Origin of the sequence: Apilactobacillus kunkeei (assembly GCF_001421115.1) — a bacterium.
GTDB lineage: Bacteria > Bacillota > Bacilli > Lactobacillales > Lactobacillaceae > Apilactobacillus > Apilactobacillus kunkeei_F.
This window is the reverse complement of sequence record NZ_JXCW01000004.1, coordinates 201,284-227,508: the sequence shown is the minus strand read 5'-3', so window position 1 is coordinate 227,508 and position 26,225 is coordinate 201,284. Positions and strand designations below refer to the sequence as shown.

Annotated in this window: 23 protein-coding genes; 21 read left to right on the top strand and 2 right to left on the bottom strand. The window is 35.9% G+C overall.

Going from position 1 to position 26,225, the window contains the following annotated elements:
* The first annotated feature begins 3 nt into the window (after positions 1–3).
* The 5 genes from RZ55_RS03915 (at position 4) to RZ55_RS03895 (ending at position 5,081) form a co-directional block, all read left to right on the top strand.
* The gene (locus RZ55_RS03915; RefSeq protein ID WP_034530752.1) at positions 4–882 is read left to right on the top strand and encodes a YitT family protein; all 879 of its coding nucleotides are present in this window, start codon (positions 4–6) and stop codon (positions 880–882) included.
* Between the two features lie 65 nt (positions 883–947).
* Entirely contained in the window at positions 948–2,114 is a 1,167-nt protein-coding gene (locus tag RZ55_RS03910) for a CDP-glycerol glycerophosphotransferase family protein (protein WP_171819659.1), read from the top strand.
* Between the two features lie 16 nt (positions 2,115–2,130).
* Entirely contained in the window at positions 2,131–2,940 is an 810-nt protein-coding gene (locus tag RZ55_RS03905) for an ABC transporter permease (RefSeq protein WP_034530755.1), read from the top strand.
* A gap of 31 nt (positions 2,941–2,971) precedes the next feature.
* On the top strand, positions 2,972–4,186 hold the full coding sequence (locus RZ55_RS03900) for a CDP-glycerol glycerophosphotransferase family protein (protein WP_054483643.1): 1,215 nt from the start codon (positions 2,972–2,974) through the stop codon (positions 4,184–4,186).
* A complete protein-coding gene (locus RZ55_RS03895; protein WP_080695508.1) occupies positions 4,176–5,081 on the top strand; it encodes a deoxyribonuclease IV in 906 nt (301 codons plus the stop codon). Before RZ55_RS03900 ends, RZ55_RS03895 begins: the two co-directional genes overlap by 11 nt.
* Positions 5,082–5,110: 29 nt before the next feature.
* Here RZ55_RS03895 and RZ55_RS03890 read toward each other — a convergent pair whose 3' ends face one another.
* Positions 5,111–5,923, bottom strand: a complete 813-nt coding sequence (locus RZ55_RS03890; RefSeq protein WP_053792763.1) for a pyruvate, water dikinase regulatory protein — start codon at positions 5,921–5,923, stop codon at positions 5,111–5,113.
* 177 nt (positions 5,924–6,100) lie between these two features.
* On the opposite strand from RZ55_RS03890, the gene rpsU reads away from it, so the two are divergent.
* The 15 genes from rpsU to clpB all read left to right on the top strand — a co-directional run bounded on the left by rpsU (position 6,101) and on the right by clpB (position 22,398).
* Complete coding sequence (rpsU, locus tag RZ55_RS03885; protein ID WP_034530758.1) at positions 6,101–6,295, top strand: 30S ribosomal protein S21; 195 nt, start codon at positions 6,101–6,103, stop codon at positions 6,293–6,295.
* 80 nt (positions 6,296–6,375) lie between these two features.
* Positions 6,376–6,819 (top strand): GatB/YqeY domain-containing protein, encoded by a 444-nt coding sequence (locus tag RZ55_RS03880; RefSeq protein ID WP_054483492.1) that lies wholly within the window; start codon positions 6,376–6,378, stop codon positions 6,817–6,819.
* Positions 6,820–6,939: 120 nt separating this feature from the next.
* Positions 6,940–7,908 carry a PhoH family protein gene (locus RZ55_RS03875; RefSeq protein WP_034530763.1) on the top strand — a complete coding sequence of 323 codons (969 nt, stop codon included), beginning with the start codon at positions 6,940–6,942 and terminating at the stop codon, positions 7,906–7,908.
* Positions 7,909–7,932: 24 nt separating this feature from the next.
* Positions 7,933–8,412, top strand: a complete 480-nt coding sequence (gene ybeY / locus RZ55_RS03870; protein WP_053791815.1) for an rRNA maturation RNase YbeY — start codon at positions 7,933–7,935, stop codon at positions 8,410–8,412.
* Positions 8,390–8,785, top strand: a complete 396-nt coding sequence (locus RZ55_RS03865; RefSeq protein ID WP_051961006.1) for a diacylglycerol kinase family protein — start codon at positions 8,390–8,392, stop codon at positions 8,783–8,785. The genes ybeY and RZ55_RS03865 overlap by 23 nt, the downstream gene beginning before the upstream one ends.
* Before the next feature lie 18 nt (positions 8,786–8,803).
* On the top strand, positions 8,804–9,712 hold the full coding sequence (gene era, locus RZ55_RS03860) for a GTPase Era (RefSeq protein ID WP_057175827.1): 909 nt from the start codon (positions 8,804–8,806) through the stop codon (positions 9,710–9,712).
* Between the two features lie 27 nt (positions 9,713–9,739).
* Positions 9,740–10,501: a DNA repair protein RecO gene (gene recO, locus RZ55_RS03855; protein ID WP_034533945.1), complete on the top strand. Its 762-nt coding sequence runs from the start codon at positions 9,740–9,742 to the stop codon at positions 10,499–10,501.
* A 281-nt stretch (positions 10,502–10,782) separates the two neighbouring features.
* Complete coding sequence (gene glyQ, locus RZ55_RS03850) at positions 10,783–11,715, top strand: glycine--tRNA ligase subunit alpha (RefSeq protein WP_057175826.1); 933 nt, start codon at positions 10,783–10,785, stop codon at positions 11,713–11,715.
* Positions 11,715–13,793: a glycine--tRNA ligase subunit beta gene (gene glyS / locus RZ55_RS03845; protein WP_054483484.1), complete on the top strand. Its 2,079-nt coding sequence runs from the start codon at positions 11,715–11,717 to the stop codon at positions 13,791–13,793. Before glyQ ends, glyS begins: the two co-directional genes overlap by 1 nt.
* Before the next feature lie 111 nt (positions 13,794–13,904).
* Positions 13,905–15,746: a DNA primase gene (gene dnaG / locus RZ55_RS03840; protein ID WP_241772048.1), complete on the top strand. Its 1,842-nt coding sequence runs from the start codon at positions 13,905–13,907 to the stop codon at positions 15,744–15,746.
* Between the two features lie 16 nt (positions 15,747–15,762).
* Entirely contained in the window at positions 15,763–16,875 is a 1,113-nt protein-coding gene (gene rpoD / locus RZ55_RS03835) for an RNA polymerase sigma factor RpoD (protein WP_034530776.1), read from the top strand.
* 88 nt (positions 16,876–16,963) lie between these two features.
* A complete protein-coding gene (locus tag RZ55_RS03830) occupies positions 16,964–17,659 on the top strand; it encodes a tRNA (adenine(22)-N(1))-methyltransferase (RefSeq protein ID WP_034533938.1) in 696 nt (231 codons plus the stop codon).
* The gene (locus RZ55_RS03825) at positions 17,660–18,463 is read left to right on the top strand and encodes a Nif3-like dinuclear metal center hexameric protein (RefSeq protein ID WP_053792756.1); all 804 of its coding nucleotides are present in this window, start codon (positions 17,660–17,662) and stop codon (positions 18,461–18,463) included.
* A gap of 11 nt (positions 18,464–18,474) precedes the next feature.
* Positions 18,475–19,710 (top strand): peptidase T, encoded by a 1,236-nt coding sequence (gene pepT, locus RZ55_RS03820; RefSeq protein ID WP_057175825.1) that lies wholly within the window; start codon positions 18,475–18,477, stop codon positions 19,708–19,710.
* Positions 19,711–19,815: 105 nt separating this feature from the next.
* Positions 19,816–22,398, top strand: coding sequence for an ATP-dependent chaperone ClpB (gene clpB / locus RZ55_RS03815; RefSeq protein ID WP_057175824.1), 2,583 nt, complete (start codon positions 19,816–19,818; stop codon positions 22,396–22,398).
* Between the two features lie 35 nt (positions 22,399–22,433).
* On the opposite strand, the gene RZ55_RS03810 is transcribed toward clpB, so the two are convergent.
* On the bottom strand, positions 22,434–22,625 hold the full coding sequence (locus tag RZ55_RS03810) for a DUF2929 family protein (protein ID WP_225349239.1): 192 nt from the start codon (positions 22,623–22,625) through the stop codon (positions 22,434–22,436).
* 114 nt (positions 22,626–22,739) lie between these two features.
* Here RZ55_RS03810 and dnaE point away from each other — a divergent pair, with 114 nt between their 5' ends.
* Entirely contained in the window at positions 22,740–26,108 is a 3,369-nt protein-coding gene (gene dnaE, locus RZ55_RS03805) for a DNA polymerase III subunit alpha (RefSeq protein WP_057175823.1), read from the top strand.
* Positions 26,109–26,225: the final 117 nt, after the last annotated feature.

The following is a 26,225-nucleotide window of genomic DNA, read 5'->3' as shown; positions in this document are numbered from 1 at the left end:
CTTATGGACGATGTTCAAAGGATTTTAAGACGACATCAATACTTAGCGAAAGCATCAACTGCTTTTATGTACGGAATCATGGTATCAATTGCCATGAATTTTTTCTGGACACCAGGTAAAATCTACTCATCTGGATTTACTGGTTTATCACAGTTGATTAATACTTTATCGGGGAGATTTTTACCATTCTCCATTTCTCCTTCGATTGGTTTGTTTGTATTAAATATTCCATTTTTTATATTGGCCTGGAAACAAATTGGTCATCAATTTACTTGTTTTACCATCTTAACCGTCTTTCTAGCCAGTTTTATGATTAAGTCATTGCATCCGGTGTATCTAACCAATGACCCAATGATTTGTGCCATCTTTGGTGGTGTGGTTAATGGTTTTGGAACTGGAATGAGTTTGAAAAACGAGATTTCTACAGGTGGATTGGACATTTTAGGAATCGTTATTAGAAGAAAGACGGGGAGAAGTATTGGGACGATTAACATCGCTTTCAATATCTTCATTATTACCGCAGCCGGATTTACGTATGGTTGGCCATACGCATTCTACTCAGCAATTGGGATTGTGGTAAATGCTAAGGCAATCGACTTTGCCTACACCCGTCAACAAAGAATGCAGGTGTTGGTTGTAACCGATCATCCAAAGACGGTGATTGATAGTATTCAAAACCACATTCCACGTGGAATTACCATCATTCACGGTGCTGAGGGTGCCTACAAGCATGATGAAAAAACAATTCTATTTACGACCATTTCAAGATATGAACTATCAGAGTTACAGGAAGCTTTAGATGAATCAGATGAACACGCTTTTGCAAGTGTGACTGAAGCATCTACTATTATGGGGCATTTCTATGAACACAAGGTTGAATAGTTAAATGTAATAATTTTTATACATTAAGTGTGATATAATACTGGATTGTGTGATAGTTTTTAAATATGGTGGGATCTGTTTTGAAGGTTATGTATATATTTTTAATTAAGATAGTATCTTTACTATTTTATTTCAGAAAAAAAGAGAATGTAATTTACATAATGAGCTTTGATAATAATCTTGGATTAATTAAATCAATGGCTCGTCGATTGCCAAAAAATAAAAGGCTATATGTATATTATGAATCATCAAGTGAAGCAGCTGCGACTGACTTAGCTGCATATGGAATTAAGACGGTCTTGTTTAAAGATGGTTTCAAATTAATATTTGATTTAATTCCAAAGATAATGGCAAGTAATGTTGTCTTTTGTGACAATTACTTTCCATTCATGGGTGGCATTGCGCATCCAAAGGATTTAAAGGTTGTTCAATTATGGCATGCCAATGGAGCAATTAAGAAGTTTGGTTGGGAAGATGCTTCTACTAAGGATAGAAGTGCTTCTGACAAACGTCGTTTTCAAAAGGTTTATAACAGCTTTGATGAATACGTGGTTGCTTCAGAAACAATGGGCCATGTTTTTGAGAACAGTTATCATGTTTCCTTCGATAAAATGAAGATGATTGGTTATCCAAGATCTGATAGATTATTTAAGGAAAAATGGCAAAAGATTGCGAGAAGACGTGTTTATAGTTTTGCTCCTCAATTGAAGGGAAAACGAGTAATCTTATACGCACCAACTTATCGTGATGAGGGAAGGTCATTTAATCCACCTAAGGGTGTTATTAAGGCTTTATCAAATGATCCTAATGCGATGGTAGTTGTAAAACTACATCCACTTCTAAAGGATTTAGAAGAAAAATTGCAAAAGGAATCAAAGAATCCAAACGTGATGTTTTCAAATCAATTATCAACCACAGATTTGTTGGCTGTAACTGATACCTTGGTAACTGACTATTCATCAGTTGCTTTTGATTATTCACTATTGCCTAATGCACATTCTCTATTGTTCTTTATGTTTGATTTAGACCAATATAAACAAAATCCAGGGATTCAGGATGATTTATTGAATTGGTTACCTACAAAACCAATTACATCTTTGGATGATTTAAGAAAAGCAATTAGTGAAGATAAACAAACAGATTTTACCAATTTTAATCACCATTGGAACAAGTACAATGATGGTTTTGCAACAAGTCGAGTAATCGACAGATATATTAAAACTTTAAAGTAAAGGAAGTGTGATCGACTTGAAGGAAGTCATTACATTAATCAAAGAGCAAATTCAAAATTTACCAATAATGTTTAGAGTCTCAAAGTACCAAGATAAGTCAGATTATCAAAGTCATTATCTAGGTATTGTTTGGGCATACCTATACCCAATTATTCAAATCTTAATTTACTGGTTAGTATTCGGTGTTGGTTTGAAGAAGGGTACATCTGGAAGTGTTGATTACCTAACTTGGATGGTTATCGGTATTACACCATGGTTCTACATGAACAGTGTTACTTTAGATGCTTCAAAGAGTATCTACCAACAAGTTGGTATGGTTTCAAAAATGAAGTTCCCAGTTAGTGTTCTACCATCAATTAAGATTCTAACTAACTTAAGTTCATTCTGGGCTATGCTAGCATGTTCAATTATCTTAGGTTACCTAAAGGGTGGAGTACTACCTAACCTATACTGGATTCAATGGCTATACTACTTCTTTGCAATGATTTGTTGGCTATTAGCATTCGGTATCTTTAACTCAACTGTAACAATTCTTGTTCGTGATTACCGTATCTTCTTACAATCAATCATGAGAGTATTGTTCTACATGTCTGGAGTTCTATTTAACTTTGAAACAAATGCTTTCCCAGCATTCTTTGTAAGATTCTTACAATTGAACCCATTCTTCTACATTGTTTCAGGATTTAGAGAATCAATGTTAGGTGAAGCTTGGTTCTGGCAAAAACCAATGTTGATGTTAATCTTCTGGCTAACAGTACTATTCTTCCTATTGGTTGGATCACATCTACACTACAAGTTCAGAGCTCGTTTCGTGGATTACATTTAGTTAAAAGGATTGAAATTGTCGTATGATGAAATTGAAGAAAAAAGTAATCAGATTTATTAAGAAGTCAATTCGTCGTGTATTGATTATGATTAATAATATTTTGATTACTTTACCAGTAAAGAAGAATTTAGTTGTTTTTGAAAGTTTCCAGGGTAAAGATATCAATGATAACCCGGCAGCTATCTACGAAAAATGGATTGAAAAGTATCCAGAAGATAAGGCAAAAGCATACTTTACTGTTAGAAAGGCTCAATATAAGACTTTCAAGGAATTATATCCTGATATTAAGATGGTCAGAAAGTTCATGCCTAAATGGGTATGGGTAATGGCCAGAGCTAACTTCTGGGTATTTAATTCCAGAACACCAAAATGGTGGAACAAGAATAAGGGGACTGTATACATGCAAACATGGCATGGTACTCCTTTGAAAAAGCTAGGTACTGATATCGAAAACGTTATGATGCCTGGTACTAATACTGAGAAGTATAAAGAAAACTTTACTAATGAAGCCCATCGTTGGGATTACTTAATTGCACCAAATCAATACTCTAAAGATATTTTTGCTAGAGCATTTGATTTTAACAACCATTTCTTAGATATTGGATACCCAAGAAATGACGTCTTATACTATGGTGATAATCAAGACAACATTAGTAGACTTAAGAAAAAATACCTTGGTAGAGATGATTTAAACGTAATCACCTATGCACCAACTTGGCGTGATGATAATTACAAACGTAAGGGTGTCTACAACTTTGAATTACCATTTAGTTTAAAGACTTTCTTTGAACAAGTTGACGACAACACTGTATTAATTATCAGACCACATTACCTTGTAAAAGACTTCATTGATATTAATGGATTTGAAGACCGTGTTTACATCATGGTTGAAGAAGACATCAGTGACTTATACCTAATATCTAATCTATTAATCACAGACTACTCATCAGTAATGTTTGACTATGCTAACTTAAAACGACCAATGTTGTTCTATGCATATGATTTAAAACATTATGAAGATGATATTCGTGGTTTCTATTTTGACTACAGAACAGAATTACCTGGACCTGTTGTTGAAGACAAAGACGATTTTTACAAGCAAATTGATGCATTTAACAAGGAAAAGAAGTATTCTGAATACGATAAGAAGTATGAAAAATTCTATGAAAAGTATTGTGGATGGGAATCTGCAGACTCTTCAGAAAAATTTGTTGATGAAATGAGGATGATTAGTAATGACAAGTAAGTTTTTAATCGGATCTCACGTTAGCATGAATGGCTCAACCATGTTTTTAGGTTCTGCTAAAGAAGCTGACAGCTATGGTGAAAATGCATTTATGGTTTACACTGGTGCTCCTCAAAACACCAGAAGAAAGCCAATTGATGAATTAAGAGCCGAAGACGGTAAGGAATACATGAAAGAACATGGTATTTTGGAAACCGTTGTTCATGCTCCATACATCATTAATCTAGGAAATGTTACCAAGCCACAAAACTTTAAGTTTGGTGTTGATTTCTTACACGAAGAAGTCAAACGTGCTGAAGCCATTGGTGCAACACAAATTGTGTTACATCCGGGTTCTCATGTTGGTGAAGGTGCAGATAAAGCGATTGCTCAAATTGCCAAAGGTTTAAACGAAGTCATTGAACCAGATCAAAAGGTTCAAATTGCTTTGGAAACCATGGCAGGTAAGGGAACAGAAGTTGGCCGTACCTTTGAAGAAATTGCCCAAATCATTGATGGTGTTAAGGATAACGATAAAGTATCCGTTACTTTCGACACTTGTCATACTAATGATGCTGGTTACAACGTTAAAGAAGACTTTGACGGCGTACTAAATGAATTCGACCATGTAATTGGTTTAGATCGATTGAAGGTTGTTCATTTAAATGATTCTAAGAATGATTTCGGTAGTCACAAGGATAGACACGAAATTATTGGTTTGGGAACAATCGGGTTCGATGCCTTGAACTACATTGCTCACCACGAATCTTTAGTTGATGTTCCAAAGATTATGGAAACACCAGCTGTTGCTGTTGAAGGAACTAAGAAGAAGTTGTCTCCACATTACTTCGAAGTTAAAATGTTAAAAGAACAACAATTCAATAATAATTTGATGGATGATATTTTAAATCAATAAAAATAAAAAAGAGCTGTTAAGCTCTTTTTTTATTGGTATGAATCTAAATCAAGACTTTCCATAATCACAGTGGCTGTTTCTTCGATTGATTTATCGTGGACGTCGATAATCAAACAACCAAGTTCATGGTATAAGTTGTTAGCATATTCTAGTTCCTCGTCAATGTTCTTTGAGTTCGAATATGGTGTATCTTCATCGATACCATATGATGCCATTCTGGCTTTTCTAATTTTTTGAATATCTTTAGTGACGCTGGTAAGGCCAATAATCTTCTTTGGATCAACGTCAAAGACTTCTTTAGGTAATTGGATGGTAGGACCAATTGGCACGTTTGAAACCTTTACTTGCTTATTTGCAAGGTATAGTGATAGTGGTGTCTTTGATGTTCTAGAAATTCCTAGAATCACGACGTCTGCTTTTGTTAGGTTTTGTGGATTGCTTCCATCATCATTTTCGACGGAGAATTCCATTGCTTCAATGCGTTTAAAGTAGTCGTCATTTAAGTCATGAACCAAACCACTGACACGTTCGGGATTGAAACCTAATTGGCTACTGATCGCCTTCATGGGTTTTTGAACACAGTCAACGTTTTGTAAATTATTAGCCATTGCAAAATCTTCAATTAGTTTACTTAAATCGGCATTAACTAGGGTATGGAAAATGACAGCTTCTTTTTGTTTAGCAATTTTTAAGATACCACTTAACATTGATTCGGTAGTGATAAATGGGTATCGTTCGTAAGAAATATCAGCACTTTCAAATTGTGCACCAGCGGTTTTAGCTACTTGCATCGCTGTTTCACCACTAGAATCTGAGATGGCAAAGATATTAATATGTTTCATCAAAATCACTCCTTTTTTTACGACTTTATTATATCTAAAAAACTGTCATAAAAGTAGTTTTAAATTGAAATGTAATATTGACGTTATAAATATTGTTTTGTATAATTATTAAGAACAGTTTTAATAATTAAAAAAAGTAACTGTTGTATTTCGAGCTCGGAGGGAGGGAATTTTCATATGTCAAAAACAGTCGTTCGTAAAAACGAATCTCTTGATGATGCTCTTCGTCGTTTCAAACGTACAGTTTCCAAGAACGGTACTTTACGTGAATACCGTAAACGAGAATTCTACGAAAAACCAAGTGTTAAACGTAAATTAAAATCTGAAGCAGCAAGAAAGCGCAACAACAAGAAAAAAAGCCGTCGCTTTTAATTACTAAAAACGTTCCTGTTATTTCAGGGACGTTTTTTTTGCTAAAACTAAGCTGAATATTTTGAAAGAGGGAAACTATAATGAGTATCGCTACAAATCTTAATGAAGATCTTAAAAATGCAATGAAGGAACACAACAAAACTGCTTTGAACGTTATTCGTTCTCTAAAATCAGCCCTAACAAACGAAAAAGTTGCTTTAGGTCATGATTTAAGTGATGACGAAGAACTAACTGTTATCAGTCGTGAAGTTAAGCAAGTTAAGGAATCTATTGCTGAATTCAAAGATGGTGGTAGAGATGATTTAGTTGCCGAACAAGAAGAACAATTAGCTGTATTAAGCAAATACGCTCCAAAACAAATGTCAAAAGAAGAAATTGACAAGGTAGTTGAAGAAACTATCAGTGAAGTTGGCGCTTCAGCAATGTCTGATTTTGGTAAAGTAATGGGCGCTATCATGCCAAAGGTTAAGGGTAAAGCTGACGGAAACGAAGTTAACCAATCTGTAAAAGCTCACTTAAGCTAATTATTTATAAAGTATGGTTGTGCTGTGCCACAATCATGCTTTGTTAGTACATATTAATAACTTTTTTAAAGTCAAAATCTGTGCTAATATTTGATTATCAATAAAAAAGGGGTCGCTATATTGACAGAACAAACTGAAGTAACCAAAGAATTTATTATTCATAATTTAGATTTTGAACCTAAGCTATTAGGGGCACAAAATAAATACGTTACAATTCTTGAAGAGGGTATGGAAGTATCAATTAATGCTTTTGGAACCAATGTAAAGGTATCCGGAAGTGAAGATAATGTTAATAAAGTTATTTCAATTTTTAAGAACTTAATGGACTTAATTCAAAATGGTGTCACATTGAATAGCAGTGACTTTGTTTCTGCTATGAATATGGCCAAAAATGATACGTTAAGTTATTTTAAAGAGCTATACAATCAAATATTAATCAAAGACTTTAAGGGTAAGCCAGTCCGTGTTAAGAACTTTGGCCAACGCCAATACGTGCAATCCGTAAAACGTAATGATATTACTTTTGGAATTGGTCCAGCCGGTACTGGTAAAACATATTTAGCTGTGGTTATGGCAATTGCAGCTCTAAAACACGGGGATGTCGAAAAGATTATTTTGACAAGACCTGCCGTTGAAGCCGGTGAAAGCCTCGGTTTTCTACCTGGTGATTTAAAAGAAAAAGTTGATCCATATTTGAGACCAATCTACGATGCACTTCATTCAATTCTAGGTCGTGAACACACTGCTAGATTGATGGAAAGAGGAGTTATTGAAATTGCACCTTTAGCATATATGCGTGGTAGAACATTGGACTCTGCTTTCGTTATCTTAGACGAAGCTCAAAACACAACTACTGCTCAAATGAAGATGTTCCTAACTCGTCTTGGTTTTGGTTCAAAGATGATTGTTAACGGTGATATCTCTCAAATTGATTTGCCTAAACATGCAAGTAGTGGTCTAGTTCAAGCCCAATCAATCTTACAAAATGTTGAAAAAATTCGTTTTGTTAAGTTTGATTCTAAGGATGTTGTTAGACATCCAGTGGTTGCTAGAATTATCGATGCCTACGAAGAATATCAACAAAACTAGAAATTTTATAACAGGAGTACCAGAATGGATTTAGAAATTTACGATAAGACAAAAGACGGTGTAGACCAAAAACACATCGATTTAGTGGAAGATGTATTGCAATTTGCTAGCAAGGCATTAGACCTTAAGGATAATACTGAAATGTCAGTAACATTCGTTAATAATGACGAAATTAAGGAAATCAACAGCAAGTATCGTGGCGTTGACCGTGCAACTGATGTTATTAGTTTTGCGATTGAAGACGGTGATGACGATTTTCCATTAATTATGGATGATGAAATGGCCGCAGAAATTCCAGAAAACATTGGTGACATCTTTGTTTCAATCGATAAGGTTGCTGAACAAGCAGAATTTTTAGACCACTCATACGAACGTGAATTAGGGTTCCTTGTTGTTCATGGTTTCCTACACTTAAACGGTTATGATCACATGAAGCAAGAAGATGAAGACGTTATGTTCCCATTGCAAAGAAAGATTATGGATGACTATGGGCTTAAAAGATAAAAAAGTAGTCAGAAAAAATCGTAGTTTTGCTGAATCATTTAAGCACGCTTTTGATGGTTTAGTGATATTATGCAAGACAGAACGTAACTTTAGATTTCATCTAATTGCATCTTTAGTTGTAGTGATTATTTCGTTTATTCTTAAGATTGATTTGAGCCAATGGGTTTGGATTTTGTTAGCAATATTTATTGTCTTAATCGCTGAAGTTGTAAATACGTTATGTGAATCAATTGTTAATTTAATTGTTGGTAATAAGTATGATGAAATTGCCAAGAAGGCTAAAGACGTAGCTGCCGCAGGTGTGGTCATCGCGTCAATCTTTGCAGCAATTATTGGATTATTGGTATATGTTCCAATCATATTTGGACTTTAACAGCACGGAGGAATTATTATGGAATTTGATCCAAACTTTCATTCAGGATTTGTAGCAATCGTTGGTAGACCAAATGTTGGTAAGTCAACATTCTTGAACCGTATTATCGGTCAAAAGATTGCGATTATGAGTGATAAAGCACAAACAACTAGAAACAAGATTCAAGGTGTATACACCGATGATGAATCACAAATTGTCTTCTTGGATACCCCAGGAATTCACAAACCAAATAACAAATTAGATGATTTCATGGAAAAATCAGCTTTCTCAGCTTTAAAAGAAGTTGATGCTGTTTTATTCATGGTAAGTGCCACTGAAACAAGAGGTGCTGGAGATAACTTTATCATTAACCGCTTAAAGGATATCGATAAACCAGTTTACTTAATCATCAACAAGATTGATGAAATCAATCCGAACAAACTTCTAAGTATCATGGATGTTTACAAGAAGGCGCTTGATTGGAAAGAAGTTTTCCCAATTTCAGCACTACAAGGTAACAATGTTGATGAATTGATGGACAACTTAAAGCGATTATTACCAGCTGGTCCACAATACTATCCAGAAGATGAAGTAACTGATCACCCAGAACGTTTTATCGTTGCTGAACTAATCAGAGAAAAAATCTTAATGTTAGCAAGAGACGAAATTCCTTACTCAATTGCGATTGATATCTTAAGCATGAAGACCAAGGAAAACGGCAACGTAGATATCCAAGCTGATATCTTAGTAGACCGTCCTGGTCAAAAGGGAATCTTGATTGGTAAGCAAGGATCAATGCTAAAGAAGATTGGTACTCTTGCTAGACAAGATATCGAAGACCTATTAGGTAGCAAGGTTTATCTAAAACTTTGGGTTAAGGTTCATCCTGGATGGCGTAATGAATCATCCGTTCTTAAGTCACTAGGATACAAGAAGGATAATTACTAAAATTTTAAAAATGGTCGGTGAATAAAAATGGATTCACAAACATATATGAATTTTCACGGTATTTTACTATACCGAAAGAACTTCAAAGAAAATGATATGTTAGTTAAGTTTTTAACGGCCGAGGCAGGCAAGAAGATGTTTTTCATTCGAGGTGCTCGAAAAAGGGGCTTTAAGATGATGGCGGATATCTTGCCTTTTACCTATGGTACGTATTCTGGAAAGATAAATGCTGAAAACTTATCTTATATTTATAGTGGATTAGATACTGACCATTATGAAAATATTAGCGAGGATATTTTCTTAAATGCCTATGCCACTTACATTATGTCTTTAGTTGACGTTGCCTTTCCTGACTCAACACCAATTCCGCATTGGTTTAACCAGTTATTTGCAGCGCTACGATTAATCGATAACGGTGTTGACCCTGAGGTAATTACCAACATCTGTGAAATCCAACTTTTAGGTGAGTTTGGGGTACAACCTGAACTAAGGGGATGTGCCATTTGTGGTCGTACTGATCTGAACTTTGACTATTCCGAAGCATACGGTGGATTGATTTGCCAAAATCATTTTCATTTAGATGCCAACCGCTTGCACCTAGATCAAAAGACTATTTATTATTTACGTCGTTTTTCAATTATTGATTTAAATAAATTAGGTAACGTTAATGTAAATGACAATACAAAGCAAAATTTAAGAATGCTTCTCGATAAGATTTACTCGGATTCTGTAGGGATTCATCTAAAGAGTAAAAGTTTCTTAGATCAAATGAATGACCTAAGATTATAGAATTGATTTTTTCGCAATTGTAAACTATAATTAAGTTAAATAAATACGAATGGTAATGACAAAAGAGGGTCATTGAATAAAATGATATCCAGCGATAGTAGGACAGTGTGAGCTACTTGCATTTTTCAATGATTGGCACTTTTTGAACCAAAGAAATCAAGCTGCTGACGAAAGTCAGAAGTAGGGTGGAACCGCGAATAATCGTCCCTATGTAAACTGTATTTAAGTATACTTTTTGCATAGGTTTTTTTTATGCCATTCGTTTATTAGGAGGAAGTAACATGACAGAAAAGTTGTCAATGCAAGACATCATTTTAAAATTACAACAATACTGGTCATCACAAGGTTGTATGTTAATGCAAGCATACGATACTGAAAAGGGTGCCGGAACTATGAGTCCATACACATTCTTACGTGCAATTGGACCTGAACCTTGGAACGCAGCATACGTTGAACCTTCTAGAAGACCTGCTGATGGTAGATATGGTGAAAACCCTAACCGTTTATACCAACATCACCAATTCCAAGTAATCATGAAACCATCTCCTGAAAACATCCAAGAACTATACTTGGATAGTTTAAAAGAACTTGGCATTAACCCAGAAGAACATGATATTCGTTTCGTTGAAGATAACTGGGAAAACCCATCAATGGGTTGTGCCGGTGTTGGTTGGGAAATCTGGCTAGACGGAATGGAAGTTACTCAATTTACTTACTTCCAAATCGTTGGTGGTCAAGAAATGAACCCAGTTGCTTCAGAAATCACTTACGGTCTAGAAAGACTTGCTTCATACGTTCAAGACGTTAACAATGTTTTTGAACTAGAATGGAGTGATGGTGTTAAGTACGGTGACATCTTCAAGGAACCTGAATACGAACACTCAAAATACAGTTTCGAAGAAAGTAACCAAGAAATGTTATTAAAGATGTTTGATGGCTTCGAAACAGAAGCTAAAAAACAAATCGCAAACGGCCTAGTTCACCCTGCATACGACTACGTTCTAAAATGTAGCCACACATTTAACTTATTAGATGCTAGAGGTGCCGTTTCAGTTACTGAACGTGCTGGATACCTTTCAAGAATCAGAAGAATGGCCAGAGAAATCGCTAAGGCCTTCATTGCTGAAAGAAAGAAACGTGGATTCCCACTTATCAAAGATGAAAAATTAAGACAATCTCTTCTAAAAGATGATGAAAACAAGGAGGAAAAATAATGGCTCACACATTTTTACTTGAAATTGGACTAGAAGAAATGCCAGCTCATGTGGTAACTCCTAGTATCAAACAATTAGTTAAGAAGACTGAAGATTACTTAAAAGATCAAAGAATCGATTTTGATGCTGTTAAGCCATTCTCAACTCCTCGTCGTTTAACTATCCAAATTGAAGGTTTAGCTGATAAACAACCTGATGTAAACGAAACTGTAAAGGGTCCTGCTAAGAAGATTGCTTTAGATGACGAAGGTAACTGGTCAAAAGCAGCCATTGGTTTCACTAAGGGACAAGGCTTAAGCACAGACGATATTACCTTTAAAGAAGTTAAGGGTACTGAATACGTTTTTGTTGAAAAACACATCGCCGGAAAGCCTGTTAAAGAAGTTCTAATGGGACTAAAGGATGTTATCACAAGCATGACATTCCCAACACTAATGAAATGGAACGTTTACCGTTTAGACTTCATTCGTCCAATTAGATGGATGGTAGCTTTGTTAGATGACGAAGTATTACCAATTCAAATTCTAGATGTTACTGCTTCAAACGTTAGTCGTGGCCACAGATTCTTAGGTCAAGACACAACCATCAACTCAGCTGATGAATACGAAGAAAAGCTAAAAGAACAATTTGTAATTGTTGATGCCCAAAAACGTAAAGACTTAATCGTTAAACAAATCAAAGAAATCCAAGATGAAAACAACTGGGTAATTAACATTAACCCAGGTCTACTTGAAGAAGTTAACAACTTGGTTGAATGGCCAACTGCATTCTTTGGTAAGTTCGATGAAAAATACCTACAACTACCTTCAGAAGTTCTAATTACTTCAATGAAGGACAACCAAAGATTCTTCTACGTTAACGATCAAAATGGTAACATCTTACCATTCTTTATCTCAGTTAGAAACGGTAACAGCGAATACATCGAAAACGTGATTGCCGGTAACGAAAAAGTGCTTACTGCACGTCTAGAAGATGCAATGTTCTTCTACCAAGAAGATCAAGCTAAGGATATCGACTTCTACGTAAACAAGCTAAAGAAGGTAAGTTTCCACGACAAGATTTCAACTATGTTTGAAAAGATGCAACGTGTTGAAAAGATTGCCGAAGTAATTGGTCAACATGCTAAACTAAGCGACCAAGAACTAAAAGATGTTAAACGTGCTGCTCAAATTTACAAGTTTGATTTAGTAACCGGTATGGTTGGTGAATTCTCAGAACTACAAGGTGTAATGGGTGAAAAGTACGCTCTATTAAAGGGTGAAAATGAAGACGTTGCTACTGCTATTCGTGAACACTACATGCCAATCTCAGCAACAGGTGAACTACCAGCAACCAAGGTTGGTTCAGTTCTTTCTTTAGCTGACAAGTTTGACAGTATCCTAACTTTCTTTGCCGCTGGTATGATTCCAAGTGGATCAAATGACCCATACGCATTGAGAAGACAAGCTAACGGTATCGTTAGAATTGTTAAGAACGAAGAACTAAACTTCAACTTAACTGAAATGATGGAAGCATTTATCAACGCTGAAAAGGATGCAAACGTTGCTCCTGACTTGGATCAAAACAAGGAAATTAGCGAAATCGTTTCATTCATCAAGGATAGAATTGTTAAGCAACTAAAGGCCGACAAGATTAGACATGATATTATCGATGCTGCAGGTAACTCAAACAATGACAATATCGAATTTATCTTTAACGTTGCTGACATTCTAAACGAACACAAGGAAGACGATAACTTCAAGGAATCAGTTGAAGCATTAACTCGTGTTCTAAGAATTTCAGAAAAGCAAGACTTTGCTTCAGACGACTTAAATGTTGATGAATCATTGTTTGAAAATGATTCTGAAAAGAACCTTCATTCAAACGTTGAAGCAATCTCTGGTGACTTCTTCTCACTAAGTGCAAACGACGAATACAACAAGTTATTCGACTTGAAGGATTCAATTAACGACTACTTTGACCAAACAATGGTTATGGCTAAAGACGAAAACGTTAAGAACAATCACTTACGTGAACTAACTAAGTTATCAAACATGATTAACTGGTTTGCTGATTTAAACCAACTAATCGTAAAATAGAATTGATAGACAAACCTATGATGGGTTGATAAAATACTGTATAATATTTATTCGTATTTTTAACAAAAGTCGCACTAAAAATCGGTGCGACTTTTATCAGTGAAAGGAGATATGCTGACAATGATTCCTGAAGAAGTAATTGATCAGATTAGAAATGAAACCAACATTGCCGATGTTGTTGGTCAATTTGTTTCATTGAAAAAATCTGGTAGTAATCTATTTGGTATATGTCCATTTCATAATGAAAACACAGCATCATTTTCTGTTAATGAACAAAAACAAATCTTTCACTGTTTCAGTTGTGGAAGAGGTGGAAACGTCTTTAAGTTCATGATGGAATTGGAAAATCTTTCATATCCGGAAGCGGTAATGAGAGTTGCTGATATGCAAGGAATTGAAATTCCAGAACAATATAAGCATTCCAATAAAGCTAAATCAAACATCAATCCGGTTGAGAAAAAGATAATCGATATGCATGAGTTAGCCACAGAATTGTATAGTCATATTTTGATGAATACAGAAGTGGGACAACCGGCATTAGATTACTTGCACGAACGTGGATTGACCGATGAGACCATCAAGTTCTACCGTTTGGGATTTGCACCTAAGGAACAAATCTTAAATAAGTTTTTGGAAAACAAGAAAGTTCAATATGATGACATGAGAAAGTCTGGTCTATTTATTGAAGCTGATGATGGTAAACTTCGTGATCGTTTCTTTGACCGTATCATGTTCCCAATTAAAAACGAGTTTGGCAATCTGATTGGTTTCTCAGGGCGTGTAATGGATAAAAATGCCTCAACGGCAAAATACTTAAATAGTCCTGAAACTGACATTTTCAACAAACGAAAAGTCTTATTCAACCTATCGGATGCCAAGACAACCATTCAAAAGCAAAAAAACGTTATTTTGTTTGAAGGATTCATGGATGTTATATCTGCTTATCAATCAGGTGTAACCAACGGAATTGCTTCAATGGGAACTAGTCTTACCACCGAACAAATCGCTACGATTAAACGTTTAACACCAAGCGTTAGTGTTTGTTATGATGGTGATGCACCGGGACAAAATGCGATTAATCGAGCATTGTCATTATTAGGTAATACAGATTTATCTCTAGGTGTTATTCAAATGCCTGAGGGAATTGATCCCGATGAGTATCGCAAACAATATGGTGAGGAAAAGTTTGCTAGTTATATGCATTCTGCCTATGAATCACCACTTTCGTTTAAGATGCGATACTTCAAGTTGAACCGTAACTTGGATAACGAAACTGACCAGATTAGTTATATTAACGATGTCTTACAGGAAGTTGCTAAGATTTCTGATCCATTGGAAAGAGACATTTATGTTAACCAATTATCTGATCAATTTAACTTGAACAAGTTAGATTTAACTAATCGAATGAATACCTATATTCAAAAGAATAACGTTAACAAGTCGATTCAAAAATCAAGGGATGAACCACAACAAGGTCATCCAGTCATCCAACCAATTGATAACGTCAGATCACATAGCAAGGTTGAATTGGCGGAACTATATCTATTTAATCGCATTTTGATGTCACGTGAAATGTGGCAACATTTGATGAGTAAAGATGGTTTTTCATTTGTGGATGATGACTTTCAACTTCTATACACATTGGCACAAGGCTATATGGCAACACATGACGAATATAAGTCAGCAGAGTTTCAAGACTTCATTAAAGAAGAAAAGTTACAAAACATGTTGATTAATATCGAAATGTTACCGTTAAGCGATGCGCCAAATAAAGAAGAGGTTGACGATTATGTTAATATAATAATGAATGAGGCGCCGATCGATGTTCAGCTTAAGAACAAACAGGCTGAATTGAATGATGCCAAGAAGCTAGGGGATGTTGATAAACAAACTGCACTAGCGATGGAAATCATCAAGTTACAAAGACAAAAACAGTTGAACGACAGATCGTAATTTAGGAGGCACTTTAATGGCTGAAAAGAAGTTAAACAAGAAAGAACTAAAAGAATCAACCAACGCTTTAATTAAGAAGCAAAAGAAAGTTGGACACGTTACTTATGACGATGTTAATGACACAATTGCTGTGCCATTCAAGCTAACTAAGACTGAAATGTACGAATTACTAGAAAAAATCGAAGATGCTGGTATCAGTGTTGTTGATAAGAATGGTGATCCAGATCCACGTGCCCTAGAAGCAGCTAAGAAGGTTACTCAAGCTGAATTGAAGAACTCAGCTTCAGCTCCTACTGGTGTTAAGATTAACGATCCAGTTAGAATGTACTTAAAAGAAATCGGACGTGTTCCACTTCTAACTGCTGATCAAGAAGTTGACTTGGCTCTTCGTATTGAAGAAGGCGACGAAGAAGCTAAACAAGAACTAGCCGAAGCTAACCTTCGTTTGGTTGTTTCAATTGCTAAGCGTTATGTTGGTCGTGGTATGCAATTCTTGGACTTAATTCAAGAAGGTAACATGGGTCTAATGAAGGCCGTAGAAAAGTTTGATTACAGAAAAGGTTTCAAGTTCTCAACTTACGCTACTTGGTGGATTAGACAAGCTATTACACGTGCGATTGCTGACCAAGCTAGAACTATCAGAATTCCAGTTCACATGGTTGAAACAATCAACAAATTAATCCGTATTCAAAGACAATTACTTCAAGATTTAGGTCGTGAACCTACACCTGAAGAAATTGGTGCTGAAATGGATATGCCAACTCAAAAGGTTAGAAGCATTCTAAAGATTTCTCAAGAACCAGTTTCTCTAGAAACACCAATTGGTGAAGAAGATGACTCTCACTTAGGTGACTTTATCGAAGACCAAGATGCAACTAGTCCAGCCGACCACGCTGCATACGAATTACTAAAGGAACAACTTGAAGGTGTCCTAGATACTCTAACTGACCGTGAAGAAAACGTTTTAAGATTACGTTTCGGTCTAGACGATGGTCGTACTAGAACCCTTGAAGAAGTTGGTAAGGTCTTTGGTGTTACTCGTGAAAGAATTAGACAAATTGAAGCTAAGGCTTTGAGAAAGTTACGCCACCCATCCAGAAGTAAACAACTAAAGGATTTCCTTGAATAATAATTAAAACAGATAGCATTTGCTATCTGTTTTTTATTTTCTATAGCGGTTATAATATAAATAATAACAAAGTAGAAAAGGTGTTTTTATGGACGCAAATAAGTTATCTCAAAGATTGAAAGTAGTTGCAGATTTTGTTCCGCAAAATAGTCGAGTCGCAGACATCGGTTCAGATCATGCATACTTGCCAGTTTATTTGATGAAACAAAAACAAATTGAATTTGGAATTGCTAGTGAGGTTGCTAAGGGACCTCTAGACAACGCAATTCAAGAAATTAAAGCTGAAGGTTTAAGTGATAGAATCGACACTAGATTAGCTGACGGGTTATTGTCAGTACAACCAGAGGATAAAATTGATTGTGTTACCATTGCCGGAATGGGTGGAACTTTAATCAAGAATATCCTAGAAAACGGTAAGTCACACTTATCAGGCGACGAACTATTGATTCTTCAACCAAACGTTGGTGAAGATCGCTTGAGAACATGGTTAATGAATAACCAATATGAAATTAGTGATGAAACCATCTTAAGAGAAGACGGTCACACCTATGAAATTATCGTTGCGAAAAAGACTGACGAACCAGTAAAATACACAGAACAAGAAATTAAGTTTGGCCCATTTTTACTAAAACAACACTCAGATGTTTTCGTTGAGAAGTGGGAAAACGAAATTGAAAGAATTGAAATGGTAATTGACCAAATGAACTTGGCCAAGCATGACAAGCCAGTTGATAAGATTAATTCAATGAAGAAGGAAATTGAGGAAATTAAAGAGGTGTTATAAATGAAAGCATTCGACTTAATTAACCAGTTTGAAAAATTTGCACCCAAAGAGATTGCGGTTGAACACGACCCAATCGGTTTGCAAATCGGATCAATTAATCAAGAAATTCATAAGGTATTAGTAACCTTAGACGTTAGACCAGAAGTGGTTGAAGAAGCGATTGAAAACGACTGTGATATGATCTTTTCTCATCATCCAGCGATGTTTAGACCCGTAAAAAACATGGATTTAGATGTCCCACAAAATAAGATGTATGCCGACATCATTAAGCACAACATTGTTGTTTATTCCGCACACACCAATTTGGATAATGCCGATGGCGGTATGAACGATTGGTTAGCTGAAGCAATGGACCTAAGAAACGTGGAAGGATTAGTAAGTCAAGGTGACTATAAGGGTGTTGAATATTTCATGGGTCGAATTGGTGAACTAAAAGAAACCACAACAGTCGAACAATTTGCTCGTAATTGTAAGCAATACTTCAACGTTTCCGGTCTTCGACTAATTAGTCATGAATTGAATAAACCAGTTAAAAAGGTTGCAGTTTTAGGTGGCGATGGTGGTAAGTTCTATAACATTGCTAAGGATAAAGGTGCAGACGTTTATGTTACCGGGGATGTTTATTATCATGTCGGTCATGATATGATTGCTGATCACATGTCAGTTGTTGATCCTGGCCACCACATCGAAAGCATTTGTAAGCCATATTTGGCAGAAATGTTCAAAGAGTGGGCAAAAGATTATGATTGGCCAATAGATGTGATAGAATCTTCTATAAACACTGATCCATATCAATTTATTTAGGGGGAAACACCATGAGTAAGTATGAAGACTTAGTACCTCGTTTTTTGAGATACGTTAAGATTAACACGCGTTCTGATGAAAGTAGCACTACCATTCCATCAGCAAACCGTGAAACTGTATTTTTAAACCAATTAAAGGAAGAACTAAAAGAAATTGGTTTATCTAACGTAAGAACAAATGAAGAAAGTGCATATGTATTTGCGACTTTACCTTCAAACATCGACAAAGATGTAAAGAAGATTGGTTTCATTTCACATATTGATACTGCTGATTTTAATTCAGAAAATGTGAACCCACAATTTGTAGAAAACTATGATGGAAAATCAAACATCAAATTAGGTGACGGTGAATACAACTTAGATCCAAACGTATTTGAAAGTCTACATAAGTATTCTGGTGACACTCTTATCACAACTGATGGAACCACTTTATTAGGTGCTGACGACAAGTCAGGAGTTTCCGAAATCATTTCATCCATGAAGTACTTAATTGACCATCCTGAAATTAAGCACGGTGAAATCGAAGTTGGATTTGGTCCGGACGAAGAAATCGGAACTGGTTCATTGAAGTTTGACGTTGAAGATTTCGGTGCTGACCTGGCTTATACAGTTGATGGTGGAGCCAAAGGTCAATTACAATACGAAACCTTTAACGCCGCTGGTGCAACCGTTGAAATTAAGGGAACCGATGTCCATCCTGGTGAAGCCAAGGATGTTATGGTCAACGCAGCTCTTCTAGCAATGGAATTCAATGCTAAGCTACCTGCATACGAAAGACCTGAATACACTGATGGTAAGGACGGATTCTACTTCTTACTTGAAATCAATGGTACTCCTGACAACACTAAGATGTCTTACATCATCAGAGACCATGACAGAAACCGTTTTGAAGAAAGAAAACAATACTTCAAAAAGATTGCTGATGAAATGAACAAACGCTTTGATTATGACCGTGTTCACGTTGAAGTTAAGGATCAATACTACAACATGGCCGAAGTAATCGAAAAGAACATGGAAGTTGTTGATTTAGCCAAGGAAGCAATGAACAATGTTGATGTTAAACCAGACATTTTCCCAGTTCGTGGGGGAACTGATGGTTCAACAATCTCATTTAAGGGATTACCAACACCAAACTTGTTTGCAGGTGGTGAAAACATGCATGGTCGTTTTGAATACGTATCTGTTCAAACAATGGAAAAAGCGTGTGATGTCATCATTGAAATCGCTAAGTTAAACGCAGAAAAATAATTAGTCAAAAAAGGTCAAAATAATTTGATTTAATGTGACCTTTTGGTAAAATTTACCTATGAGATGGATTTCTCATAGGTATTTTTTATTAAGTAGGTGAAATAATTGAATCCAGATGAATTAACAGAAGCAGTATCACAAGCGTTAGCTGAAGCACAAAAAGTGGCTGCTAATCGCAAACATCAAGAATCCACAATTACCCATTTGTTCAAGGTATTGGTTCAACCAGGTGAATTAGCAAGACAAATTTTTGCTGAAGCAGGGATGAACGTTGATGATTTCGAAAAGCAATTGGATCAACAACTAGATGAAATTGCAACAGTAGATGGTCAAGGCGTGGCCTATGGACAAAATATTTCATCCAGTATGCTCGAACTATTACAAAATGCAGAAAAAAAAAAAACAAACTTGGGTGATGGCTACGTCGCCGTTGATACATTAGTAATCGCATTAATGGATACAACAGGCAATAAAGTTGTCGACTATGTAAAAGACCAAGGAATTACAAAACAAAAGATTGAAGAAGTAGTGAAAAATATCAGAGGGGGCGAAAAGGTGACTTCAAAGAATCAAGAAGATAATTATCAAGCACTTAAGAAATATGGTGTCGACTTGGTTGCCGAAGCCAGAGCGGGTAAGTTAGGCCCTATTATTGGTAGAGATGAAGAAATTCTAGACGTAATCAGAATTCTTTCCAGAATGACCAAGAACAATCCTGTTTTGATTGGTGATCCCGGTGTTGGTAAGACCGCTATCGTTGAAGGTTTAGCAAAGCGTATTGCCGTAAATGACGTTCCTGAAAATCTAAAGGATAAATCATTGTTTGAACTAGACATGAGTTCATTGATTGCTGGTGCCAAGTACCGTGGTGAATTCGAAGAACGTTTGAAGGCGGTTTTAAAGGCTGTTAAAAAGTCTGAAGGCCAAATTATCATGTTCATCGATGAAATTCACAACATCGTTGGTGCCGGAAAATCAGAAGGTAGTATGGATGCCGGAAATATCTTAAAACCAATGTTAGCTCGTGGTGAACTCCATTTGATTGGTGCAACTACTGTTGACGAATACAGAAAGTACATGCAAAAGGATAAGGCGCTTGAAAGACGTTTCCAAAAGGTTAGCGTTGATGAACCAAGTGTTGACGACACCATTACAATTCTTCGTGGAATTAAAGAACGACTAGAAATTCACCATGGAGTAAGAATTCACGATAACGCCTTAGTTGCAGCTGCCAAGTTGGCGGACCGTTATATTCCAGACCGTTTCTTACCAGATAAGGCAATTGATTTAGTCGATGAAGCATCTTCAACAATCGAAGTGGAAATGAACTCCAATCCAACTGAATTGGATCAAGCCAACCGTAAGTTAATGCGTGCCGAAGTCGAAGAAGCCGCATTAAAGAACGAAGAAGATGACGAATCCAAGGCTCGTTTGGCCAAACTAGAACCAGAACTAGCCAACTTAAAGGAAACCGTTAATAAGTTAAATGCTAGATGGCAACAAGAAAAGTCATCCATTAAGACATTAGGTGACAAGAAGGCTGAATTAGACCAAGCTAAAAACGACTTGCAACAAGCCGAAAGTTCATACGACCTAAATAAGGCTGCAATTCTAAAACACGGTACAATTCCAAAACTTGAAGAAGAACTTGCTAATATGGAAAGTCAAGACCATGAAGACGACTGGTTAGTTAGTGAATCAGTTACAGAAGATGGTATTGCCGAAGTATTGAGCCGTGAAACTAAGATTCCAGTTGCCCGTTTGATGCAAGGTGAAAGAGAAAAACTACTTCATTTAGACGATAACTTGCACAAGCGAGTAGTTGGTCAAGATGAGGCCGTTGAAGCTGTTTCCGATGCGGTATTACGTTCTAGAGCTGGTCTACAAGATCCAAGTAAACCACTAGGATCATTCCTATTCCTAGGACCTACCGGTGTTGGTAAGACCGAACTTGCTAAATCATTAGCTGAAAACCTATTCGATTCTGAAGAACACATGGTAAGAATTGACATGTCAGAATACATGGAAAAAGAATCCGTTTCTAGACTTGTCGGTGCTGCTCCAGGATACGTTGGTTACGAAGAAGGTGGCCAATTAACTGAAGCCGTTAGAAGAGACCCATACACCATTGTTTTGTTTGATGAAATAGAAAAAGCGCATCCTGATGTCTTCAACGTCTTATTACAAGTTTTAGACGATGGAAGATTAACTGATGGTCAAGGCCACACAGTCGATTTCAAGAATACGCTATTGATTATGACATCAAACCTAGGTTCTGATATCTTATTGAATGGTTTGGATAAGGACGGCAACATTTCTGATAAGGCTAAGAAACAAGTTGATGACTTGTTGAAGAAGAGCTTCAAACCAGAATTTCTAAATAGAATTGATGACATCATCACATTCAAGCCACTATCCAAGAAGGATGTAAGACAAATTGTTAAACATTTAATCGACCAATTAGGTCAACGTTTAAATGATCAACAAATCAAGATTGAAGTCAGTGATGAAGCACTAGACTGGATTACTGATAATGGATACGATCCACAATATGGTGGAAGACCATTACAAAGATTTGTGACAAGAAATGTCGAAACCCCATTGGCTAAGTTAATCATTGCAGACAAGGTAAAAGCCAAGTCAACAGTTAAGATTGGATTAGCTAACAACGAATTAACATTTGAATAAACAAAAAAGCTCAAGTTGATTAACTTGAGCTTTTATTATTTGACTGAGTGTTTTGAAATAAGTGTTAAAGCGTTAACAGCGATTAATACAACAACGGCTGATACGACACCGATTTCAGTTAAGTTATAGGTTAGTCCAGTTAATTGACTGGCAATGTATCCGATGATTTCACCGAAGATAACAGCCCAGAAAATAACTAATAGATTTGAAATAATGAATTTCATCATATCCACCTCACATTTCATAGAAATTTTACCACAGTTAAGAAGCAAAAAACAGTTATAAATAATCCAACCAATTGATATTTTTGTTATAATTGTTGAAGGAAAGGGATGATTTTTATGGATTATACACCGTTAAACGTAATGAGTTCATACAGTTTGTTGAATAGTACAATCTCAATAGATGAATTAATTTCAACAGCAATTAAACGTGGGTATACTAACCTGGCGTTGACTGATGACAAAGTTATGTATGGTGCAGTTGAATTCTATGATAAGTGTATAAAAAATAATATTCATCCTATTATCGGACTTACTTTTTCCGTTGAGAATGTCTCAGCGGATGAGGAGTCAAATCAATTGATTGTTTTAGCAAAGAATAATGATGGATATAAAAACATCATGAAATTATCAACTCTTGCTAAAACGAGGGAAAACGAAAATCTTTCAATAGATGATGTACTTAGTTTTACTAAAGATACTTTTATCATTGTTCCTGACTATGGCGAGGTAGCAGCGTTGATTAAACAACACCAAGTCGATACAGTGAGCGATTTTATAGGTGATTTAAAAAATGGTCATGAAGGTAGCGACATCTTCTTGGCGATTAGTGAAGAAAAATTAGAAGATAATGACTACATTGAACAAGTAAAATCATTATCAGAACAATTAGGAATTGGCCTAATCGCATCATCTAGAGTCCAAAATCTAAATAGTGATGATGCATTCGCACTAAAGGTAATGCAATGCATTCGAGACGATAATCGTCGCCTAACCAATCCACTTGGTGAAAGTCACGAAGAAACCCAGAACTGGTTAAAACCAGGTTCTGACGTAATTAATGACTACCAGCTAAAGGGACTTGAAGAATGCTTAACTTATAACGAAAAGGTAGCAAAAAGCTGTCATGTCGAGATTAGTAAAAAACAACCGGTTTTACCACACTATGAAAATGGCAAGAATATGTCATCAAAGGATTTCCTAGCCGAGTTATGTATAACTGGTTTAAAGCATCGTTTAGTGGAATTAGCAGTTCCAAAAGATAAATGGCTAGTTTATCGTGATCGTCTAAAGCACGAATTACAAGTGATTGATGGAATGGGATTCAACGATTATTTCCTAATCGTGTGGGATGTTATTAACTATGCCCATCAACAAAACATCATGACTGGTCCCGGACGTGGTTCAGCAGCCGGATCACTTGTTTCGTTTTGTTTATACATTACAGATGTTGATCCGATTGAATACGACCTATTGTTTGAACGTTTCTTAAATGACCAACGTGCTCAAATGCCAGATATTGATTTGGATATTCCAGACGATAAGCGTGAAGTGATTTTAAACTATGTCCATGATAAGTATGGGCATCAAAATGTTGCCCAAATCGTTACTTTTGATACGATGTCCACCAAACAAGTATTAAGAGATGTTGGTAGAACATTTGGTTTATCTAAGTTTGAACAAGATGAGTGGAGTAAAGCCATTCCAAACAAGTTAAAGATTACGCTTAAGGAATCTTACAATAACTCACTAAAACTAAGAAACCTAGTTAACGACAATGCATTAAATAAGTTGATGTATGAAACGGCTACTAAGCTAGAAGGCAACCCTAGACATTCATCAACTCATGCTGCCGGATTGGTGTTAAGCCAAAACAAAATTGTGGAGACTTCACCACTTCAATCAGGAAATGAAGAGCTATTGATTACTCAATACTCTAAGAACTACGTTGAAGAAATCGGTTTGTTAAAGATTGATTTTCTTGGTTTAAAGAACCTTTCAATTTTAAATGACATTATTCAACTAGTTAGAAAAGATGTTAACAGTAACTTTGATATCCGAAAGATTAATTTAAACGATCCCAAAACACTAGAATTATTCCAACAAGGTGATACTAATGGAATCTTCCAATTTGAATCTGACGGGATTAAACGTGTTTTGAAATCGTTACATCCTGATAACTTTAATGAGGTTGCTGCAGTTGATGCATTGTACCGTCCTGGTCCAATGGAAAACATCGATACCTTCATTGCTCGAAAGAAGGGCAAGGAAAGGGTTGAAGGAATTGATGCAACCCTTGTTGATGTGTTAGGACCAACCTATGGAATCATTGTTTATCAAGAACAGGTAATGCAAGTTGCGTCAATCATGGGTGGCTTCACTCTTGGTGAAGCCGACTTGTTACGTCGTGCAATGAGTAAGAAAAAGCAAGGCGTAATGGAATCAATGAGAGATAAGTTTATTACTGGAGCCAAAAAGAAGGGTTATTCAATGCAATCCGCTAGTCAAACCTTCGAATATATTGAACGATTTGCTAGTTACGGTTTCAATAAGTCTCATGCGGTGGCATACAGTAAGATGGCATTCGAATTAGCTTACTTGAAGGCCCATTTTAGTCGTCAATTCTTTACCGGATTGTTGAACTCCGTAATGGGAAACCATGACAAGATTAACGTTTATGTTGTCGAGGCTAAGAAACGTAATATTAATGTATTGGCACCTGATATCAATAAGTCGTTTGAAGAGTTTATTGATGATGGGCAAAACATTATCTTTGGCCTAAGATGTATCAAGGGAATCCGTAGTGATTTTATTCGTGAAATTGTTGAAGGGCGTGAACAAAACGGTCCATACAAGGGACTAGAAGAGTTCATTTCCAGAATTTCACCACAGTTTAGAAAAAACGACTTATTAAAACCGCTTATTTATGTAGGTGCTTTTGATAGTTTTAGTGATAATCGCTCCGAATTAGCTAATTCGATTGACGAATACGTTGAATCAGTAAACCTAAGTGGTGGATCTCAAGACTTGTTCAAGACATTAAAGCCTAAGAAGCGAGTTGCAGAAGAACTTAGTCTAGTTGATAAACTGGAATTGGAAAATAAATACGTTGGTGTTTATTTATCAGGACATCCAGTGGAACAATATCAACAACTACAAAGTGCGATGAAGATTGTTTCTTCAGATGAATTGGGTAGTTATGACGAACCAATTAATTGCCTATTGTTTGTCCAACGAGTTAAGACCATTAGAACCAAGAAGGGTGACAATATGGCATTCGTTGATGGAACCGATGTTGCCGGAGATATTAATGTGACAGTTTTCCCATCAACTTACAAGCTTATAGCTAATTGGATTAGAACATCCATGGTGATTCTGGTAAGTGGTAAACCCGAAAAGAGAAACGGTCAGTATCAACTGATTGCCGATAAGATGTATCCTGCAGCAAACGTTTTGAGTAAGATCAAAAAACAAATGCCTAGTGAAAAATGGTATTTGAAGATCGATGAGGACCACAATTCTAATCAAGTATTGAGAAATGTTTATGCATTGATGAAACAAAATCATGGAACTCATCAAGTCGTTATATATAATTCACAAAACGGTACCAAAAAGCTGTTAAGTACTGACAATAATTTGAATAATAGTAAAGAATTGCACGATAAACTTATTCAATTATTAGGCAATGGCAATGTAGTTTATAAATAATTTTGAATTATTAAAAAATTGCGCAAAAATAAAAGACATAAATTTTAAAAAGTGATACAATTCTAGATGAAACCTAGTTATGCATGATAGTCATCTTTTAGGGATGATTTATCATAC

Excerpts from the sequence above, each read along its gene's own strand:
- RZ55_RS03895 (WP_080695508.1), top strand. The coding sequence starts at position 4,176 with ATGACAAGTAAGTTTTTAATCGGATCTCACGTTAGCATGAATGGCTCA.
- recO (WP_034533945.1), top strand. The coding sequence starts at position 9,740 with ATGGATTCACAAACATATATGAATTTTCACGGTATTTTACTATACCGA.
- RZ55_RS03830 (WP_034533938.1), top strand. The coding sequence starts at position 16,964 with ATGGACGCAAATAAGTTATCTCAAAGATTGAAAGTAGTTGCAGATTTT.
- dnaG (WP_241772048.1), top strand. The coding sequence starts at position 13,905 with ATGCTGACAATGATTCCTGAAGAAGTAATTGATCAGATTAGAAATGAA.
- RZ55_RS03890 (WP_053792763.1), bottom strand. The coding sequence starts at position 5,923 with ATGAAACATATTAATATCTTTGCCATCTCAGATTCTAGTGGTGAAACA.
- RZ55_RS03915 (WP_034530752.1), top strand. The coding sequence starts at position 4 with ATGGACGATGTTCAAAGGATTTTAAGACGACATCAATACTTAGCGAAA.
- glyQ (WP_057175826.1), top strand. The coding sequence starts at position 10,783 with ATGACAGAAAAGTTGTCAATGCAAGACATCATTTTAAAATTACAACAA.
- era (WP_057175827.1), top strand. The coding sequence starts at position 8,804 with ATGGAATTTGATCCAAACTTTCATTCAGGATTTGTAGCAATCGTTGGT.
- RZ55_RS03880 (WP_054483492.1), top strand. The coding sequence starts at position 6,376 with ATGAGTATCGCTACAAATCTTAATGAAGATCTTAAAAATGCAATGAAG.
- rpsU (WP_034530758.1), top strand. The coding sequence starts at position 6,101 with ATGTCAAAAACAGTCGTTCGTAAAAACGAATCTCTTGATGATGCTCTT.
- RZ55_RS03910 (WP_171819659.1), top strand. The coding sequence starts at position 948 with ATGGTGGGATCTGTTTTGAAGGTTATGTATATATTTTTAATTAAGATA.
- rpoD (WP_034530776.1), top strand. The coding sequence starts at position 15,763 with ATGGCTGAAAAGAAGTTAAACAAGAAAGAACTAAAAGAATCAACCAAC.
- RZ55_RS03865 (WP_051961006.1), top strand. The coding sequence starts at position 8,390 with ATGACTATGGGCTTAAAAGATAAAAAAGTAGTCAGAAAAAATCGTAGT.
- RZ55_RS03825 (WP_053792756.1), top strand. The coding sequence starts at position 17,660 with ATGAAAGCATTCGACTTAATTAACCAGTTTGAAAAATTTGCACCCAAA.
- ybeY (WP_053791815.1), top strand. The coding sequence starts at position 7,933 with ATGGATTTAGAAATTTACGATAAGACAAAAGACGGTGTAGACCAAAAA.
- RZ55_RS03810 (WP_225349239.1), bottom strand. The coding sequence starts at position 22,625 with ATGATGAAATTCATTATTTCAAATCTATTAGTTATTTTCTGGGCTGTT.
- pepT (WP_057175825.1), top strand. The coding sequence starts at position 18,475 with ATGAGTAAGTATGAAGACTTAGTACCTCGTTTTTTGAGATACGTTAAG.
- dnaE (WP_057175823.1), top strand. The coding sequence starts at position 22,740 with ATGGATTATACACCGTTAAACGTAATGAGTTCATACAGTTTGTTGAAT.
- glyS (WP_054483484.1), top strand. The coding sequence starts at position 11,715 with ATGGCTCACACATTTTTACTTGAAATTGGACTAGAAGAAATGCCAGCT.